This is a genomic window from Bacillus tequilensis KCTC 13622, assembly GCF_000507145.1.
In the GTDB taxonomy this organism is placed as follows: Bacteria; Bacillota; Bacilli; order Bacillales; family Bacillaceae; genus Bacillus; species Bacillus tequilensis.
Genome location: NZ_AYTO01000039.1, coordinates 129,813 through 146,899, shown reverse-complemented (window position 1 = coordinate 146,899; position 17,087 = coordinate 129,813). Strand labels below are relative to the sequence as shown.

Genomic DNA, 17,087 nt, shown 5'->3' with positions numbered 1-17,087 from the left:
CCAACGGGTGATCATATGCCTTTTTGATTTAAACAGAAATCATCATTGATTTATCGAAAAAAACATAATATTATAATTCTTATAAGAATACTGTGAATTAAAACATATTCAACGAGGGGGAAGGTCTTTTGGTTTCAAAATCAACTATCGATCCGGAAGTGATTGAAAAAATAATCAGTTCGCTGGAAACGCTCGATTTCGGTACCGTTCAGATTACAGTTCATGATTCTCAGGTGACCCAGATTGAAAAAATAGAAAAGCACCGTTTTTCGCTGAAAAGGAAAGAATCAAAGTGATCGCATATGGGTGCTTGTTTTCATTAAATTCTCCTTAAAACATATACATATTTCATCCAATTTTTATATAATAGACCTTTAAGATCATTTTTTAGGAGGATTTTTGATATGCAAGCTACAGTTCACGAGAATAAGCAATCGATCATGCAGCGCATCTTGACAGTTTTTGTCTTCACACTGCTGATCGCGACTGTCGGTCTTTTTATCGGCCAATTTGTTCCTGTCGCTTTGATGCTGCCTCTTTCTATTCTAGAAGTGGGGATGATTATTCTGGCCTTCTGGATGCGCAGAAGAAAAGCGGTCGGGTACGCGTTTGTATATACATTCGCCTTAGTTTCCGGCATTACGTTATTTCCGATCGTCAGCCACTACGCCTCCATCGCCGGCGCCTATGTCGTGCTTGAAGCGTTTGGTTCTACATTTGTCATTTTTGCCGTTCTCGGTACAATCGGCGCAAAGATGAAGAAGGATTTATCCTTCCTGTGGTCATTTCTGCTGGTCGCGGTGATCGCGCTGGCAGTGGTTGGAATCTTCAACATTTTCAGCCCGTTAAACTCGGCGGCGATGATGGCGTATTCCGTGATCGGAACCATCGTCTTTTCCCTTTACATTTTGTATGATTTGAATCAAATCAAACACCGCCATATTACGGAAGACTTAATTCCGGTTATGGCATTATCGCTGTACCTTGACTTTATCAACTTGTTCATCAACCTGCTTCGCTTCTTCGGCATTTTGAACAGTGATGATTAATGAAAAAGCGCCTGTCTTTGGATAGGCGCTTTTTGCAGGTGGAGAGTTATTGGGAGTGCTGGGCGGTGTTGAGAGAAGGAGATTAAATAGGAAAAGTTCAGAAGGGATTCTGGACTTTTCTTATTTTGTATATTTAAGGAATTAAAATGATGATTTATTAGGTTATACTATAATCAAATTTATGGTTATTATCGGTGATATAGTTATAAAGAAGATATTAGTCTATTAAGTAATTAAACAGGTTCGCTTAATGTCGAAAAAATTGTTAAGAATGAGGGGGAAATATGGAAAAGCATAAAGATGTATTATTAGAGCAGGTTCAGGAATTTGAACTAGTATTTGAGAAATATTTTAAGGCATTTATGGAGTATTTAAAGGGAGGAATACTAAAAGATAGTGAGTATGTATTTAATCATCCTACTTTATTTCAACTTTCCAATAAGCTTCAAGTAGTTTATTTAAAACTACCTGCATATTTGAGAAAGCGGCTAATGGAACTTGAGTTCGAAGTTTTTCTGCATTGTAATAATATGGTCGATTTTTATTCGTTTAGAATTTTCTTATTAGAGAATCAGCGTTTTCAAAGAACGTCTACAATTGCCGAAAGAGTGACTTCTGAAATTGATTTAGCAAAACTACTGATAGAAAATGGCACATTTGAGACATACATAAAGTTACCAAAAAGAAATTTTGAATTTTATAGAGAGCAAGCTCAATATAAGATAATGAATGAATTATATGAAAAGAGACTTGAGTCAGAAAAAAATAAAGAAATATCAGCTCAGAATTATGCAGTTAATGAATCTGGAAATGGTTTAGAGAATGATAAAGAGCTTCCAAAAAAAGATGACTTTTTTGATACCGCAATGGAAAAAGTCGGAAGGGCAGGAACTATACTTGATTCAGCTGATAATATAGTTGGAAAGACATTTAATCTAATAAAAGCTTTAACCAATATAGGGAAACTTTTCTGATGATAACTACATTAACAGATATTGGATGAAATAAGTGTAAATAATTTGATGTGCATATTAAAATCTTTAATATGGTCTTACTAACTGAACTACATTTCTATAAACAAGAGAGAAGTACTTAGTACTCCTCTCACATCCCTTTATTCCGTATCCGCTCAATCACTTCATGCAGCCCCTCAGGCTTATAAAACTCCACCGGCGAACTGCCCTTCTCAAACGAAATCGTCTCGGCTTCAATCAGCGCGACATAGCGTCCGTTTACTTTTGCGAGATGAATTGAGTCGCCAAAATCCGCTAGCAACCCTTTAATCTCTGTTTCTCCGACTTTCATTTTCAGCTGGGCCTCTGGCGTGTGCTCGATGATTTGGGCGGAGGCTTCGATGACCTGATGGGTGTCGAGGCGTTCTTGGATTTCCCGTTTTTCGCTTGCTTCCCATATTTCGATATCGTGCTCAAACTGCTTGAGTTCTTCGCTGTTGTCTTCAAATGTCTCGTAGACGTGTTCCTGCACCATATTCATGACCTGGTTTTTCATGATTTCCGGCATCGATTCTCCGTACTCGACAAATTTCAGAAAGTCCTCAAAATAGCGTGCGTGCGAGGCCTGGTGGATTTTCAGCTCGCCTTCCTCAACCATTCCTTCCTCCGGCATGTACGGGTATTGAATGCTTTTCATATTTTTTGTCGTGATCGCCATTTCGACTTTTTTAATGAGAGAAGATCTGTCTGAAATGCGGGCGACCTTCGGCTCAAAATCACATTTCATAATGAAGACAAATGACTCGTCGAAGTATTTTCTCGGCACGGCTGAGGCGACGAGAAACACGCCGCCGCGGACGGCGCTCGTGTCGAGATATGTGCGGACGAACTGCTCGCTCAGCTCGTTAAAGTCTTCTTTTGTTTCCGCCAGACGCGCGCGGTTAAACATGTTGTAATTCGGGTTGGAATCGAGCTCGTGGCCGGGTTCGACGATAAAATGGCCGATTTTTGTCGGCACTTGCTCAGACTGCGGATGGCGCTCGGCTTTCCGTTTGACGATTTTTTTCAGCTCTCCGTCGAGAAAATCCTTCAGCTCGCTTTCTTCAAATTCAGCCGTATCAAGGGTTTGAAAATGCTTGAACTGCTTATTCGCCTGCTCATCCTTGCCTTCCACCTGTATGACATAAAAGGATAAAAACCGAATTTCAAAATCCATATATGAACTCACCTTATTCACGTATTGTACAGCTTCTCAAGTATAGAAAAAACGATGATTGTACGTCAATCAGGGAATAAGTGGACAAAGCCATGCCCTTTTTAAAAAATGGTGATCACACTAAACATCCGCGCATACAATAACCACAGTCCGCCCAACTGTCTGCAAAACCTATTTTTCGTTTTTGCTAGTTTATGTTATTCTTATACTCAGTATCTATTTCTTTTTTCCCCTGCACACACGACAAAAGAAATTCTTTTTTTATTTTCCGAGAAAAAATGTGAAACGAAACGAAGGGTTCTTTCGTCCAGTGTTTGGTTTGAAATGGATGTAATACAAATGGTATGGTGCAAAACATAAATATTCCGGCTTGCCCGGTGTATTTATTTGTTGTGTGATGCCTTGATTTTTTTTTGAAAGAAGGAATTGGAAGGCAGGATAAAGAGCAGGTAAATATGAATAAAGACTTAAAGTGATTTAAGAAAGTAGAGGTTGCCATGAAGAAACTTTTTTCTTACAAACTTAGCTTTTTTGTGCTGGCTGTTATACTGTTTTGGGCAAAAACGTATTTATCCTACAAGACTGAATTTAATCTTGGGGTAAAAGGCACAACTCAGGAGATCCTCCTGATATTTAACCCATTCTCAAGCGCCGTTTTCTTTTTAGGACTGGCTTTGCTTGCGAAAGGGCGTAAATCAGCCATTATCATGCTGATTATCGATTTCATCATGACATTTGTGTTATACGCAAATATTTTATTCTATCGTTTCTTTGACGATTTCTTGACATTCCCGAACATTAAACAGTCCGGCAACGTCGGAAACATGGGAGACGGGATTTTCAGTATCATGGCCGGACATGATATTTTCTATTTCTTAGATATCATTATTTTAATTGCGGTATTGATCTGGAGACCAGAATTAAAAGAATTCAAAATGAAAAAACGTTTTGCATCTTTAGTGATCCTTTCCGGGATCGCACTGTTTTTCATTAACCTGCACTTTGCGGAAAAAGACCGTCCGGAGCTGCTGACAAGAACGTTTGACCGCAATTATATTGTCAAATATATAGGTCTTTACAATTACACCATTTATGACGGCGTGCAGACGGCTCAAGCGGAAACGCAAAGAGCCTATGCGAGCAGTGATGACTTAACAAGCGTCGAGAATTATACGACGTCTCATTATGCGAAACCGAATGCCGAGTATTTCGGCTCTGCCAAAGGCAAAAACATCATTAAGATTCACCTGGAGAGCTTCCAGTCATTCCTGATTAATTACAAGCTGAACGGTGAAGAGGTGACGCCGTTCTTGAATAAACTCGCACACGGCGGGGAAGATGTGACGTATTTTGATAACTTCTTCCATCAGACAGGCCAGGGAAAAACATCTGATGCCGAGCTGACAATGGATAACTCGATCTTCGGGCTTCCAGAAGGTTCCGCGTTTGTGACAAAAGGCGAAAACACATACCAGTCGCTTCCTGCAATTTTAGACCAGAAGGAAGGCTACACAAGCGCTGTCCTGCATGGTGACTACAAATCGTTCTGGAACCGTGACCAGATATACAAACATATCGGTTATGACAAGTTCTTTGACGCAAGCACGTATGATATGTCAGATGAAAATGTCATTAACATGGGACTTAAGGATAAACCGTTCTTTACAGAATCGATTCCAAAACTTGAGTCTCTGAAACAGCCGTTTTACGCGCATTTGATTACATTGACAAACCATTATCCGTTTAATCTGGATGAAAAAGATGCGTCTCTTAAAAAAGCGACAACCGGTGATGACACAGTCGACAGCTACTTCCAGACAGCCCGTTACCTTGACGAGGCCTTAGAGCAATTCTTCAAAGAGCTGAAGAAAGCCGGCTTATATGACAACTCAGTGATCATGATTTACGGTGACCATAACGGTATTTCTGAAAACCATAACCGTGCGATGAAAGAGATTCTTGGAAAAGAGATCACAGGTTATCAAAATGCGCAGAACCAGCGCGTGCCGCTGATGATCCGAGTACCTGGCAAAAAAGGCGGAGTGAACCATACGTATGGCGGCGAGGTTGACGTCACGCCGACACTTCTGCATTTAGAAGGAATTGATTCTCAGAAATATATCAATTTCGGTACTGATTTATTCTCTAAAGACCACGATGATACAGTGGCATTCAGAAACGGTGACTTTGTGACGCCGAAGTATACATCTGTCGATAATATCATTTACGATACGAAGACTGGTGAAAAACTGAAAGCGAATGAAGAAACGAAGAATCTGAAAGCAAGAGTGAGCCAGCAGCTGAGTCTTTCAGACAGTGTCCTGTACAAAGACTTGCTGAGATTCCACAAACTCAGCGATTTCAAAGCTGTTGATCCATCTGATTATCATTACGGCAGGGAAAAAGAAATCAAATAAGACGAGAAAGAGCCTTGAGCGGGCGCAATGCCTTCGCTCAAGGCTCTTTTTTTTGGTTACATAACCAACTTGAAAAAATAGATTTCATTTGGTCACCAAGACCGCTTTTCTCTCATATCATTACAGTAGATTTTGAAACCGGTATTGAAGTCGGACAAATTATCGGGGAAACGTCTTGATAGATTGTAAAGATGTACCAGGTTTCGAACTCAATATTCATAGAGATGAGGGGTAGAGATGAAAGCGGTCATTCTCTGCGGCGGAAAAGGAACGAGAATGAGTGAAGTTACGAATGACATTCCTAAGCCGCTCGCCATGATAGGCGGCAAACCGATTCTATGGCATATTATGAAAATCTATCAGTACTACGGAGTAAACGAGTTTATTCTGCTTTTAGGCTATAAAGGAGAAAAAATCAAAGAATACTTTCTCGACTATGAATGGAAGCACAACAGCCTGACTCTTGACAGTTCTACGGGAGAGGTGCAGATGCTGGAGCAGCCTGAAACGTGGAAAATCACGTTTTTGGAGACAGGGGAAGACACGCTGACAGCCGGAAGAATCTTGCAGGCAAAAGACTATATCGGCGATGAAACGTTTCTGCTTACCTATGGGGACGGGCTGGCCAATATTAATCTTTTCCATCTCATCAGCTATCATCAGGAAAAAGGTGCTGCCGCGACGGTCACCGGCATTGACAAAGTCTCGCAGTTCGGCACCTTGACGGTGAAGGACGGCATGGCGAAAACATTTTCTGAAAAGACATCGAGTGACGGAATCATCAACGGCGGATTCTTCGTTCTCAGTCCCAAGGTTTTCGATTATTTGCCGAAGAACGGGAACACAATGTTCGAAGATGAACCGCTGAAGAACCTTGCCAAAGACGGAGAGCTTGCCGTGTACCGCCATTACGGATTTTGGACGGCTATCGATACGTATAAAAACCTTTTAGAAGTCAACAAGATGTGGGATCAAGGACAACAAGTATGGAAGGTATGGTGAACTGATTTGAGTTTCTGGAAAAATAAAAATGTATTTGTTACGGGGTGTACAGGTCTCTTAGGAAGTTACTTAGTGAAAGAGCTGATCGAACAGGGCGCAAACGTGACGGGACTTGTCAGGGATCATGTGCCTCAATCCAACCTTTATCAGGGGGAACATATCAAGAAAATGAATGTCGTGCGAGGGTCTCTTGAAGACTTGCCTGTCATTGAACGCGCGCTTGGCGAGTATGAAATTGATACTGTCTTTCATCTCGCTGCACAAGCGATTGTCGGCGTGGCAAACCGCAACCCGATTTCCACCTTTGAAGCGAATATTCTCGGCACGTGGAATGTTCTTGAAGCCTGCCGGAAGCATCCGTTAATCAAGCGCGTGATTGTCGCTTCAAGTGATAAAGCTTACGGCGATCAAGAAAACCTTCCGTACGATGAGAATATGCCGCTGCAAGGCAAGCATCCGTACGACGTCTCAAAAAGCTGCGCAGACCTGATCAGCCACACGTATTTTCACACATACGGGCTTCCGGTCTGCATCACGCGCTGCGGGAACCTGTATGGCGGCGGGGATTTGAATTTCAACCGTATCATTCCGCAGACGATTCAGCTTGTGCTGAACGGAGAAGCGCCTGAAATCCGCAGCGACGGCACCTTTGTCCGAGACTACTTCTATATTGAAGATGCCGTTCAGGCTTATTTGCTTCTGGCAGAAAAAATGGAAGAAAACAATCTTGCCGGAGAGGCCTTTAACTTCAGCAATGAAATTCAGCTGACCGTACTTGAACTGGTAGAAAAAATCTTGAAGAAAATGAACAGTGATCTGGAGCCGAAAGTGCTGAATCAGGGAAGCAATGAAATCAAACATCAATATTTATCCGCGGAAAAAGCAAGAAAGCTGCTGAATTGGACCCCGGCCTACACCATTGATGAAGGACTTGAAAAAACGATCGAATGGTATACGGAATTCTTCAACAAGTAATGTGAAACGAGGTGAACATCACTGTGGCCAGCGCGTATTGCACCGTTTTATCAAAAGGGAGATTATATCAGGCAGTCGCCTTATTTAAGTCGTTAGAGCAAGTTGATCAGGACAGTCCGATTTTTACGCTGTGCATGGATGAGGATACGCACCGCGTTTTACAGAAGCTTGCGATGAAGCAGCTGAACCTTGTGCCTGTGGCCGCCCTTGAAAATGAAATGCTCTTGAAGCTCAAGGAAACGAGAGATCAAAGCGAGTACTGCTGGACGATGAAGCCGATCTTTCTGCAAGCGGTGCTGAACAGCAATCCCGAGCTGGATCGTGTGACATATATTGACGGGGATCTCTTTTTCTATGCAGATCCATCACCAATTTTTGAAAACCAGCCGGACTGCTCGGTACTGCTTTCACGGGGGGATATCGTCATCCCTTCCTTTGAGAAAGAGCAGATTGACATGCTGCAGCGGCTTTTAGGCAAATATAACTCCGGCTTTATCAGCTTTAAGCATGATGATGCGGGTACGGATTGCTTGGAGTGGTGGAAGAATCGCTGTCTTGAGGAATGTAAAAATGCCCCGGGTGAAGGGAAATTCGGCGATCAGGGCTATTTGGATTATATGTCTGAGCTGTTTCCGAATGTGTGCGACATTACGACACCCGGTGTGAACATCGGCCACTGGAACTACGGTCAGCACACGTTTTCCTGGAAGGATGGCCGGATCGTTCTGGAGGATGGCAGCCCGCTGATCTTTTACCATTTCAGCGGATATCGAATCGTCAGCATGAATGAAATCAAACAGATTCATGAAACAACCCGCACAGACCTGCCGTTTGTGCATGAGCTGTACCAAGAGACACTGCCGCATATCATTCAGCATATCAAAACGTTAGACCCTGAATTTAACGGTTTTGCTTCAAAAGATGACAACAAATAAATGAGTAAATACAGGAAGTGAAATGAAGTGAAAGCAAGCGTTATTATTCCTGCATATAATTCAAAGGAACGTCTCTATAACAGCCTTCTGTCGTTAAACCAGCAGGAGTGCGATGAGGAATTTGAAGTCATTGTAGCGGACAATGGCTCTGAAGACGGGACGCTCTCGATGCTTGAGTCGTTTCAAGCGGATTTTCCGCTGATTTTTATACGGATTAAAGAAAACAGAGGCATCGCGTACGGGCGAAATCAGGCGCTTCGCAATGCCAGAGGAGATATCCTGATTTTCCATGACAGCGATATGCTTGCGGCAAAGGACCTTGTGGCAAAGCATATCAAAGCGCATGAGAATGAAGAGGATCTCGTCGTGTGCGGTTTGTTTTGGAAACGGATCTACAGTTTTTATTATGAACGGTTTGAAGACGAACATAAGGAACAGCTCGCAAAGCTCGTAGACGAAATGCCGAAGAAAGACAAACAAAAGCTGCTGAATGAAGCGGATATCAAGAACGGAAGCTTCCTGGACAAAAGCTTTGACCTCGATACCGACTTTATCCACGTGCTCAAACGGATTTTAGATGAGTACGGAGATGATTTGAAAGGCTATCATATGCCATGGCGTTTTTTTATCACGAATAATTCCTCTGTTAAACGCAAGCATGTGGTTGGCCTCGGTTTATTTGATGAAGGCATTGTACGGTACGGGTTTGAGGATTATGACCTCGGGATCAGGCTTCATCAGGCCGGACTGACGTTCAGGCTGCATCGAGACATTGTCAGTGTTCACCAGGAGCACCCGAGCAATTGTAAGTCTGTAGACGATATTCGGGCAAACATTGCCTATATGTGCGATAAATACAACAACATCAACTCCTTAGACGTTCATCTCGCTTTTAACGGGCCGTTCCCGCCTGACATGACAAACGGCATCATGACTGATATTCATAAGCTTTTGGAATCTCAGAAATACGACATGCTGCTGAATCTGTTTCTTGAGCTTCTCCATGTTGTCAAAGAGCGCAACATTGATCCGGATTGGCAAAAGAAAGCCCCAAGGGTGACGGCGAAAAACTTTGATTTGCAATCTGTCCGCAAGCTTCTGCCAAAAGCGAAGAAGAAGCTTGGCGTGAACGATTTTGCTAACGCGCTGTATGCGCTTGTCAACGATTTGCTGCACGTGGATCTTAGATAATTGGATGTGGTATGGTGAGTACATTTCATTTTTCAACGATAGTGTCAAGGACGCATATCTTTAAGCTTATGCCCATGATTCATTCTCTCCATGAGCATTGCGATGATTTTCATTTGTATGTGCTGTGTGTCGACCAGAAAGCGTATGAATTGCTTCAGCACGTGCCATGGGAGCATGTGACCTTTGTGCGGCTGCATGAAATGGAAGACCCGGAGCTGCTGAAAGCGAAAAGCAATCGAACGTTTCATGAATATTGCTGGACATTGAAGCCCGCTTTTTTGTTCCATGTCATGAGCAAGTGGAAGGACGCAGAATACTTTGCCCATATGGATACCGATCTGTTTTTCTTTTCTGATCCGGCACATCTTTTTGCAGAAAACCCGACGGCTTCTCTGTATTTGACTGATCACCGCAACTCGCCGCGGTTCATGTCCTATTATGAACGGACCGGCCGTTATAACACGGGCTTTGTCGGTGCCGGGAATACCGATGAAGCCTATGAAGCGGTGTGGCAGTGGAGACAGGACTGCATTGCCTTTTGTACGGTAGAGATGGATACGGAACGAAAGACGTACGGCGATCAAAGATATGTGGAGACATGGCCGGCGCAGTACAAGGGTGTGCATGTTGTCAAATCAATCGGAGCCAATACGGCGCTTTGGAATATCGAAAACTATAAGGTCGGGCAAAAGGACGGGCGCGTGTATCTAGATGAAACGCCGCTGATTTTCTATCATTTCTCGGGGTTTACACTGGTGACGGAAAAAGAGTTTAATCTTTGCTGGTACTACCGGATTGAAGATGAAGCGACAATTGAGATGATTTATATGCCGTATATTTTAAGTCTGAAGAGATGGATTGACGAAATACAGTCGGCGTTCCCCGGCTTTGCGGATGGCTTTATCCCGAAGCATGCAGTGCCTGACACTCATTTTATACAGCTGGATTAAAAAATCCCTGCCAAGCGGCAGGGATTTTTTAGCTATGCCATTCTCTCAGCTTCTGATCACTCGGCAATAGGAAGGCAAGGATGCCGAGAACAGGGAGAAAGGCGATGGCGAGCATTGTCGGGGTCAGTCCTGCGGCGTCAATCAGAGCGCCCAGGGCTACAGCGCCGATCGCGCCCATTCCGAAGGCGAGCCCGACGGTCAAACCGGACATTGTGCCGATTTTTCCAGGGACAAGCTCCTGTGCGTAGACAACCGTTACGGAAAAGCTCGACATCAGAACCAAGCCGATCAATGCGAGCACGCCATAGGCGAGCACCGGGCCTGCGAACGGAAGCAAAATCGCCAGCGGCGCCGAGCAGAGCAGCGAACCGAGAATCACGAAGCGTTTTCCGAATCGGTCTGCAAGCGGGCCGCCCAGAAACGTGCCGACAGCGCCGAACAGCAAAAAGACAAAAATATAGCTCTGCGCCTGCTGAATGCTTACGTGATATGTATCCATCGCGTAAAATGTGTAAAAGTTGCCGATCGCACTCGTATACCAAGAACGAGCAAAAATGAGAAAAATAATAATGATAAGAGCAGATACAACAGACTTGGTGATAGCCGTGTTGTCGGCCGTTTTCTTTTGTTTGCCGGACTTCTGGGCAAAATTTCCGAGACGTGCGGCGTACCATTTCGCGATATACAGCAGAAACATAACAGCGAGCGCGGCGACAAGCGTGAACCAAACGGCGCCGAATTGTCCGAGCGGTACAAGGATCAGCGCGGTGATCAGAGGCGCCATCGCCTGACCTGAGTTTCCGCCCACCTGATAGATCGACTGGGCGAGACCGCGTTTTGTGCCAGCGGCCATATACGCCACACGGGAGCCTTCCGGATGGAAAATGGCCGAGCCTAATCCGATGAAAAACACACAGCATAAGATCGTGACAAATGACGGGGCAAATGCAAGGCCCAAAATGCCGAGCATGCTCGCAGTCAGGCCGATTGGCAGCGCGTAAGGCCGGGGCTGTTTATCGGTATACCAGCCGACGACAGGCTGCATCACAGATGACACCATGTTTAATGTAAAAGCGATGATGCCGAGCTGTGTAAACGTCAGGCTCATGGAGCGCTCCAAAATGGGGAACATGGCTGGAATCACGGCTTGCAGCGAATCGTTGAGCATGTGGCAGATTCCGATGATAATCAAAATCGGATACACGGTGGTGCCGGGTTTTTGAACTGTTTTTTCTTTTAGCGGGGCGGCGATAGCCAAATGAGTTTCCTCCTTACACATATAGTCAAAGCATACCACCATATTATTCATAAGGTGAAGAATTTATCAAGAGGGAAAAAGACTCTTTGAAAAGAAACACCGTCAGCCTGATTAGCAGCTGACGGAATGTTCGATATTCAAAATGCGGTACAGCTCTTCAAGCTCGCGAATCTCATATGTTGGCATGATCTCTAATTCATTTTGCTTCAAGTCAGGGTTAAACCAGCAAGTATCAAGCCCGGCGAGCTGTCCGCCTTTCACATCAGCAGTGAGTGAATCGCCAATGATTAATGTGTGCTCCGCTGAAAATTGGGGTATCCGTGCAAACACGTAATCGAAATATTCCTTCATTGGCTTTTGGCACCCTGTGTCTTCAGATACGAAAATATCCTTGAAGAACGGGAACAATCCTGAATCACGGAGACGCTTATATTGCGTCTTAGACACGCCGTTTGTCACGATATACAAATCAAACTGAAGCTGCAGATTTGAGATGAGATCGAAGGCGCCGTCCATTAGCTGATGCCCTTTTTCAAGAAAACGGCGGTATTTTTGCTCAAGCAAAGCGCCGTCCGCCTCATAACCGTATTCCTTGAACAAAGCGGAAAAACGGGTGTTCACGACTTCATCTCGTGTAATCTTTCCTTCTTCAAAAGCTCTCCATAGGTTTTGATTGATTGTTTTATACTGCGTCTTCATTTCATCTGTTAAAGGAATATTTTAATCTTCAAACAGCAAACGCAGCGCCAATGCTTCTGCCGCCTTAAAATCAAGGATGGTATCATCTACATCAAATAATAGAGTGCGGTATTGTTTCATCAGTTGTCTCCCTTTCTGCATATGTACTGAAAGTATAGCACATAAAAAAAGGAAAAAGCCGGCGGGTGAGGCACCGCCGGCTGAAAAGGTTATTGATTTAGTAAGCTGTGTTTTCGTGAATACAGGAAATAAACCAGCGTTCCGACAGCGATCCAGATCACAAATGAAAGCCACGTGATACCGGGAAGGCTGTACATGAACCAAAGGCAGATGCCTGCGCTGATAATCGGCACGACCGGAACGAACGGCACTCTGAAGGACGCTTTGATTTCCGGGTGTTTCTTTCTTAACACAATGACAGCAATCGAAATGACCGTAAACGCGGCCAGCGTTCCCATGTTCACCAGATGGGCCAGTGTTCCGAGGTTAATAAACCCGGCGATTCCCGCCGCAACGATACCTGTCAGCCATGTGTTGCGGAACGGCGTTTTAAATGACGGATGAACCTTTGCGAACACCCTAGGCAGAAGGCCGTCTCTGCTCATGGCAAATGTCAAACGAACCTGAGCGTACAGCAAAGCGAGCATAACCGTCGTAATCCCGATAATGGCACCGACAGAAATAATTCCGGCAACAGCGTCCTGGCCGACGAATTTCAGCGCGAAGGACACCGGATCACCGACATTCAATTTCGTATAAGGCATCATGCCTGTCAGCACAAGCGATACCGTGATGTACAAAACGGTACAGACGGCAAGAGCTGTAATAATGCCGACCGGCATGTTTTTTTGCGGATTTTTCACTTCCTCGGAAGCGTTAGAAACCGCGTCAAATCCGAGATACGCGAAGAACACAGTTGCCGCGCTGACAATGACGCCTTTCATCCCGAATGGCATGAAAGGAGACCAGTTATCCGGTTTGACGTAACCAATGCCGACAATGATGAACAATAAAATGATCGCAATTTTCATCAGTACGATGACATTGTTAAAGCGTGTGCTTTCCTTGGCGCCTCTGCTGACAATCGCAGTGATGAGGAGAATGATCACTGCGGCCGGAAGATTAAACACGGCGCCCGGCGTGCTTCCAGGCGCTCCCGTCAGTGCGGACGGAAGATGAAAGTTGAAGCCGGCAAGCAGTGATTGAAAGTAAGAAGACCAGCCGGTGGCAACCGCCGACAGCGCAATAACGTATTCAAGCATGAGATCCCAGCCGATCAAAAAGGCGAGCAGTTCGCCGAGTGTCACATAGGAGTATGAGTACACGCTTCCCGAAATTGGAATCGAAGACGAAAACTCAGCATAACAGAAGGCAGCAAGAGCACAGGCGAGCCCTGCTAAAATAAACGATATGATGAGAGCGGGACCCGCTCCGGTTGCCGCCACTGTTCCTGTAATGACAAAAATCCCTGTACCGATGACACAGCCGATGCCAAGCAAGGTTAAATCAAATGCGCTCAACGTACGGGCAAGGCTTTTTGACTTGCTCTGCGCGCTCAATGTTTCAAGCGGTTTTTTTCTAAATAATGAACTCATCAAAGTTCCTCCTGAAAAATTCGAAATATTCTAATCATTATATGTAGTTCTCGTTGTATTATATTGTCGAAATTTGGCGCAGTCAATCACATATTTTCCTACTTTAAATGGTAGAAGCGAAAAAGCGTTGGCGTATCATAGAATAGTAATTTTTAGTAATATGATATTCAAGTTTATGCACGGCGAACCGATAGAAAAAATAGATTCGCCCATATTTTGACTTGAGGTTATAAAGGAGATGCTGACCATGTTTCAATATGAAGAGTTGAATAAACAGTTTATTGGCGGTAAATGGCAGGAGGGCAGCAGCCCAAATGTATTGGAAAACAAAAATCCTTATACCCAAAAAACATTCACAGCCTTCAAAAAAGCGACTGCTGACGATGTAGATGAAGCGTACAGGGCGGCGGCGCTGGCGAAGAAAAAATGGGATGCGGTCAATCCGTTCGAGAAAAGAACTATTTTAGAAAAAGCCGTTACGTATATTGAAGAGAATGAAGAAGCCATCATTTATTTGATTATGGAGGAGCTTGGCGGAACAAGGCTCAAAGCGGCCTTTGAAATCGGGCTTGTCAAAAACATCATAAAAGAAGCGGCAACGTTCCCTGTCCGCATGGAAGGAAAAATTCTTCCGTCAACAATAGACGGCAAGGAAAACAGATTATATCGTGTGCCGGCAGGTGTTGTCGGTGTCATCAGTCCATTTAACTTCCCATTCTTTTTATCTATGAAATCAGTGGCGCCCGCGCTCGGAGCCGGCAATGGCGTCGTGTTAAAGCCGCATGAAGAAACGCCGATCTGCGGCGGTACGCTGATTGCGAAAATTTTTGAGAATGCGGGAATTCCAGAGGGGCTGCTGAATGTCGTTGTCACTGATATTGCGGAAATCGGAGACAGCTTTGTCGAACACCCGGTGCCGCGCATCATCTCATTTACAGGTTCCACAAAAGTGGGCAGCTACATCGGCCAGCTTGCGATGAAGCACTTTAAAAAGCCGCTTCTTGAACTCGGCGGCAACAGCGCATTTATCGTGCTTGAGGATGCAGATATAGAATATGCGGTTGACGCGGCGGTGTTCAGCCGATTTACACACCAAGGGCAGATTTGTATGTCAGCCAACCGTGTGCTCGTTCATTCTTCTATTTATGACAAGTTCCTTGAGCTGTATCAGGCAAAAGTGGAAACGCTGAAGGTCGGTGACCCGATGGACCCAGATACGATTATCGGGCCATTAATCAACAGCAGACAGACGGACGGTCTGATGAAATCTGTAGAGCAAGCGATTGAAGAAGGCGCTGTTCCAGTGAAGCTTGGCGGATTTAACGGAACGATCGTAGAACCGACGATTTTAAAAGATGTAAAACCGTTCATGAGCATTGCCAAGGAAGAGCTGTTCGGGCCTGTCGTCTCCTTTATGAAATTTGATTCAGAAGACGAAGCGGTGGACATCGCGAACGAAACCCCGTTTGGCTTGAGCGGTGCCGTACATACGTCAAATCTTGAGCGCGGCGTGGCTTTTGCGAAGCGCATTGAAACAGGTATGATTCACGTCAATGACACGACCATCAATGATGAACCGAATGTGGCCTTCGGCGGTGAAAAGCAATCCGGCCTCGGCCGTTTGAACGGTGAATGGAGCCTCGAAGAATTTACGACACTGAAATGGATTTCGGTCCAGCACGAGAAACGCAGCTTCCCTTATTAATCAAAAGGAGTGAATGGAATTGAGCATAAGAACCGAAAAAGAAACCGCAGAACTTCTTGACGCGTTTATCAAAGTAGCCCCATATTTAAACAGTTTGGTACAGGATGATATTACAATCGGCATTTACGATACGGAAAAACTGCTCGTGAATATACCGGCCAAAACCTTTTCTCTGAACGTAAAAGCCGGCGATCCGCTGCAAAAAGGTGACATTATCACAGACGCCATCCGCAGCAATCAGAAGAAGGCGAGCATGGTTCCGAAAGAATTGTTCGGCTTCCCATTGATCGCGCGTGCCATCCCGCTCCACGACGAGAATGGAAAAGTGATAGGGGGCGTCGGCCTCGGAACGAGCCTTGAGGAGTCGTCAAAGCTTCATGATGTGGCGGAAAGCTTATCAGCTGTCGTTGAACAAACGGCTGCTGCCATTTCAGATATTTCTGAATCAATCAACGGGTTTTCATCTCAAATGACAGGCATTTCTTCTCAGGCGAAAAAGGTAAGTGAAAGCGCCGGTGAAATCGCTGATATTTCAGTAACCGTGAAAGGCATTTCTGACCAAAGTAATCTGCTCGGTTTGAACGCCGCGATCGAAGCGGCGAGAGCAGGGGAGTCAGGAAAAGGCTTCTCTGTCGTGGCAGACGAGATCAGAAAGCTAGCGACGCATTCGAAAGAAAATGTCGGCCAGATTGACCAGATTACGAAAAAAATCCACAGCCTGCTGAAAGGGCTGGAGGAATCGATTGAGTCGATTAATCAGCATACAGACGGACAAGCCGCTGCTGTTGAACAAATCTCAGCCACGATGCAGGAGATTTCAGGAAGCGCGCAGCATCTCGCAAAAATGGCAGAAAAAGCGCTTGAGGAAGAATAAGAGACCGGGGACAAATGTCCCCGGTTTCAGCGTGTCGGCAAACCCTCGCATTCGTTGTCAGACCTGCGCGTCGGTGCTCACGAATAAGGACATTCGCTCCGCTCCGATGCTCGCCCTTCCTAGAATTCAAGGGTTTTCAATCACGCTGAAAAGAGGACAAAAACCTAAAACGTTTTAGGCTTTTGTCAACAATCTGTGACCGGGGACAAATGTCCCCGGTCTTTTTCTATCCTGCATTTCCATGAAATTTGTTGACGTTTCACTAGTT

14 protein-coding genes and 1 pseudogene are annotated in these 17,087 nt (G+C 44.8%); 11 read left to right on the top strand and 4 right to left on the bottom strand.

What is annotated here, in order from left to right; translation table 11 throughout:
* Positions 1–128: 128 nt before the first annotated feature.
* From V756_RS01000000122710 to V756_RS0117415, 3 genes are all read left to right on the top strand, one after another.
* The gene (locus V756_RS01000000122710) at positions 129–296 is read left to right on the top strand and encodes a YezD family protein (RefSeq protein ID WP_014476089.1); all 168 of its coding nucleotides are present in this window, start codon (positions 129–131) and stop codon (positions 294–296) included.
* Between the two features lie 108 nt (positions 297–404).
* Positions 405–1,049 (top strand): Bax inhibitor-1/YccA family protein, encoded by a 645-nt coding sequence (locus V756_RS0117420; RefSeq protein ID WP_024715796.1) that lies wholly within the window; start codon positions 405–407, stop codon positions 1,047–1,049.
* Between the two features lie 284 nt (positions 1,050–1,333).
* Positions 1,334–2,023: a hypothetical protein gene (locus tag V756_RS0117415; protein ID WP_024715795.1), complete on the top strand. Its 690-nt coding sequence runs from the start codon at positions 1,334–1,336 to the stop codon at positions 2,021–2,023.
* A gap of 130 nt (positions 2,024–2,153) precedes the next feature.
* Here the strand turns inward: V756_RS0117415 and V756_RS0117410 are convergent, their stop codons facing one another.
* Positions 2,154–3,218, bottom strand: coding sequence for a DUF3900 domain-containing protein (locus V756_RS0117410; protein WP_024715794.1), 1,065 nt, complete (start codon positions 3,216–3,218; stop codon positions 2,154–2,156).
* 497 nt (positions 3,219–3,715) lie between these two features.
* Between V756_RS0117410 and ltaS1 the strand changes: the two genes are divergently transcribed.
* The 6 genes from ltaS1 to V756_RS0117375 all read left to right on the top strand — a co-directional run bounded on the left by ltaS1 (position 3,716) and on the right by V756_RS0117375 (position 10,688).
* Positions 3,716–5,635 (top strand): lipoteichoic acid synthase LtaS1, encoded by a 1,920-nt coding sequence (gene ltaS1 / locus V756_RS0117405; protein WP_024715793.1) that lies wholly within the window; start codon positions 3,716–3,718, stop codon positions 5,633–5,635.
* A gap of 237 nt (positions 5,636–5,872) precedes the next feature.
* Positions 5,873–6,637 carry a glucose-1-phosphate cytidylyltransferase gene (locus V756_RS0117395; RefSeq protein ID WP_024715792.1) on the top strand — a complete coding sequence of 255 codons (765 nt, stop codon included), beginning with the start codon at positions 5,873–5,875 and terminating at the stop codon, positions 6,635–6,637.
* 6 nt (positions 6,638–6,643) lie between these two features.
* The gene (locus V756_RS0117390) at positions 6,644–7,612 is read left to right on the top strand and encodes a GDP-mannose 4,6-dehydratase (protein WP_024715791.1); all 969 of its coding nucleotides are present in this window, start codon (positions 6,644–6,646) and stop codon (positions 7,610–7,612) included.
* Between the two features lie 23 nt (positions 7,613–7,635).
* Positions 7,636–8,547 (top strand): glycosyltransferase family protein, encoded by a 912-nt coding sequence (locus V756_RS0117385; RefSeq protein ID WP_024715790.1) that lies wholly within the window; start codon positions 7,636–7,638, stop codon positions 8,545–8,547.
* Between the two features lie 27 nt (positions 8,548–8,574).
* The gene (locus tag V756_RS0117380) at positions 8,575–9,738 is read left to right on the top strand and encodes a glycosyltransferase family 2 protein (RefSeq protein WP_024715789.1); all 1,164 of its coding nucleotides are present in this window, start codon (positions 8,575–8,577) and stop codon (positions 9,736–9,738) included.
* A gap of 14 nt (positions 9,739–9,752) precedes the next feature.
* A complete protein-coding gene (locus V756_RS0117375; RefSeq protein ID WP_024715788.1) occupies positions 9,753–10,688 on the top strand; it encodes a putative nucleotide-diphospho-sugar transferase in 936 nt (311 codons plus the stop codon).
* A gap of 28 nt (positions 10,689–10,716) precedes the next feature.
* Here the strand turns inward: V756_RS0117375 and V756_RS0117370 are convergent, their stop codons facing one another.
* The 3 genes and pseudogenes from V756_RS0117370 to bcaP all read right to left on the bottom strand — a co-directional run bounded on the left by V756_RS0117370 (position 10,717) and on the right by bcaP (position 14,240).
* A complete protein-coding gene (locus tag V756_RS0117370; protein ID WP_024715787.1) occupies positions 10,717–11,946 on the bottom strand; it encodes an MFS transporter in 1,230 nt (409 codons plus the stop codon).
* A gap of 111 nt (positions 11,947–12,057) precedes the next feature.
* A pseudogene (locus V756_RS01000000122705) lies at positions 12,058–12,765 on the bottom strand (YjjG family noncanonical pyrimidine nucleotidase).
* 89 nt (positions 12,766–12,854) lie between these two features.
* Positions 12,855–14,240 carry a branched-chain amino acid transporter BcaP gene (gene bcaP / locus V756_RS0117360; RefSeq protein WP_024715786.1) on the bottom strand — a complete coding sequence of 462 codons (1,386 nt, stop codon included), beginning with the start codon at positions 14,238–14,240 and terminating at the stop codon, positions 12,855–12,857.
* A gap of 247 nt (positions 14,241–14,487) precedes the next feature.
* On the opposite strand from bcaP, the gene yfmT reads away from it, so the two are divergent.
* Positions 14,488–15,945 (top strand): benzaldehyde dehydrogenase, encoded by a 1,458-nt coding sequence (yfmT, locus tag V756_RS0117355; protein WP_024715785.1) that lies wholly within the window; start codon positions 14,488–14,490, stop codon positions 15,943–15,945.
* Between the two features lie 13 nt (positions 15,946–15,958).
* Complete coding sequence (locus tag V756_RS0117350) at positions 15,959–16,819, top strand: methyl-accepting chemotaxis protein (protein WP_032682146.1); 861 nt, start codon at positions 15,959–15,961, stop codon at positions 16,817–16,819.
* Positions 16,820–17,087: the final 268 nt, after the last annotated feature.

Excerpts from the sequence above, each read along its gene's own strand:
- V756_RS0117395 (WP_024715792.1), top strand. The coding sequence starts at position 5,873 with ATGAAAGCGGTCATTCTCTGCGGCGGAAAAGGAACGAGAATGAGTGAA.
- ltaS1 (WP_024715793.1), top strand. The coding sequence starts at position 3,716 with ATGAAGAAACTTTTTTCTTACAAACTTAGCTTTTTTGTGCTGGCTGTT.
- V756_RS0117410 (WP_024715794.1), bottom strand. The coding sequence starts at position 3,218 with ATGGATTTTGAAATTCGGTTTTTATCCTTTTATGTCATACAGGTGGAA.
- V756_RS0117420 (WP_024715796.1), top strand. The coding sequence starts at position 405 with ATGCAAGCTACAGTTCACGAGAATAAGCAATCGATCATGCAGCGCATC.
- V756_RS0117350 (WP_032682146.1), top strand. The coding sequence starts at position 15,959 with ATGGAATTGAGCATAAGAACCGAAAAAGAAACCGCAGAACTTCTTGAC.
- V756_RS0117415 (WP_024715795.1), top strand. The coding sequence starts at position 1,334 with ATGGAAAAGCATAAAGATGTATTATTAGAGCAGGTTCAGGAATTTGAA.
- bcaP (WP_024715786.1), bottom strand. The coding sequence starts at position 14,240 with ATGAGTTCATTATTTAGAAAAAAACCGCTTGAAACATTGAGCGCGCAG.
- yfmT (WP_024715785.1), top strand. The coding sequence starts at position 14,488 with ATGTTTCAATATGAAGAGTTGAATAAACAGTTTATTGGCGGTAAATGG.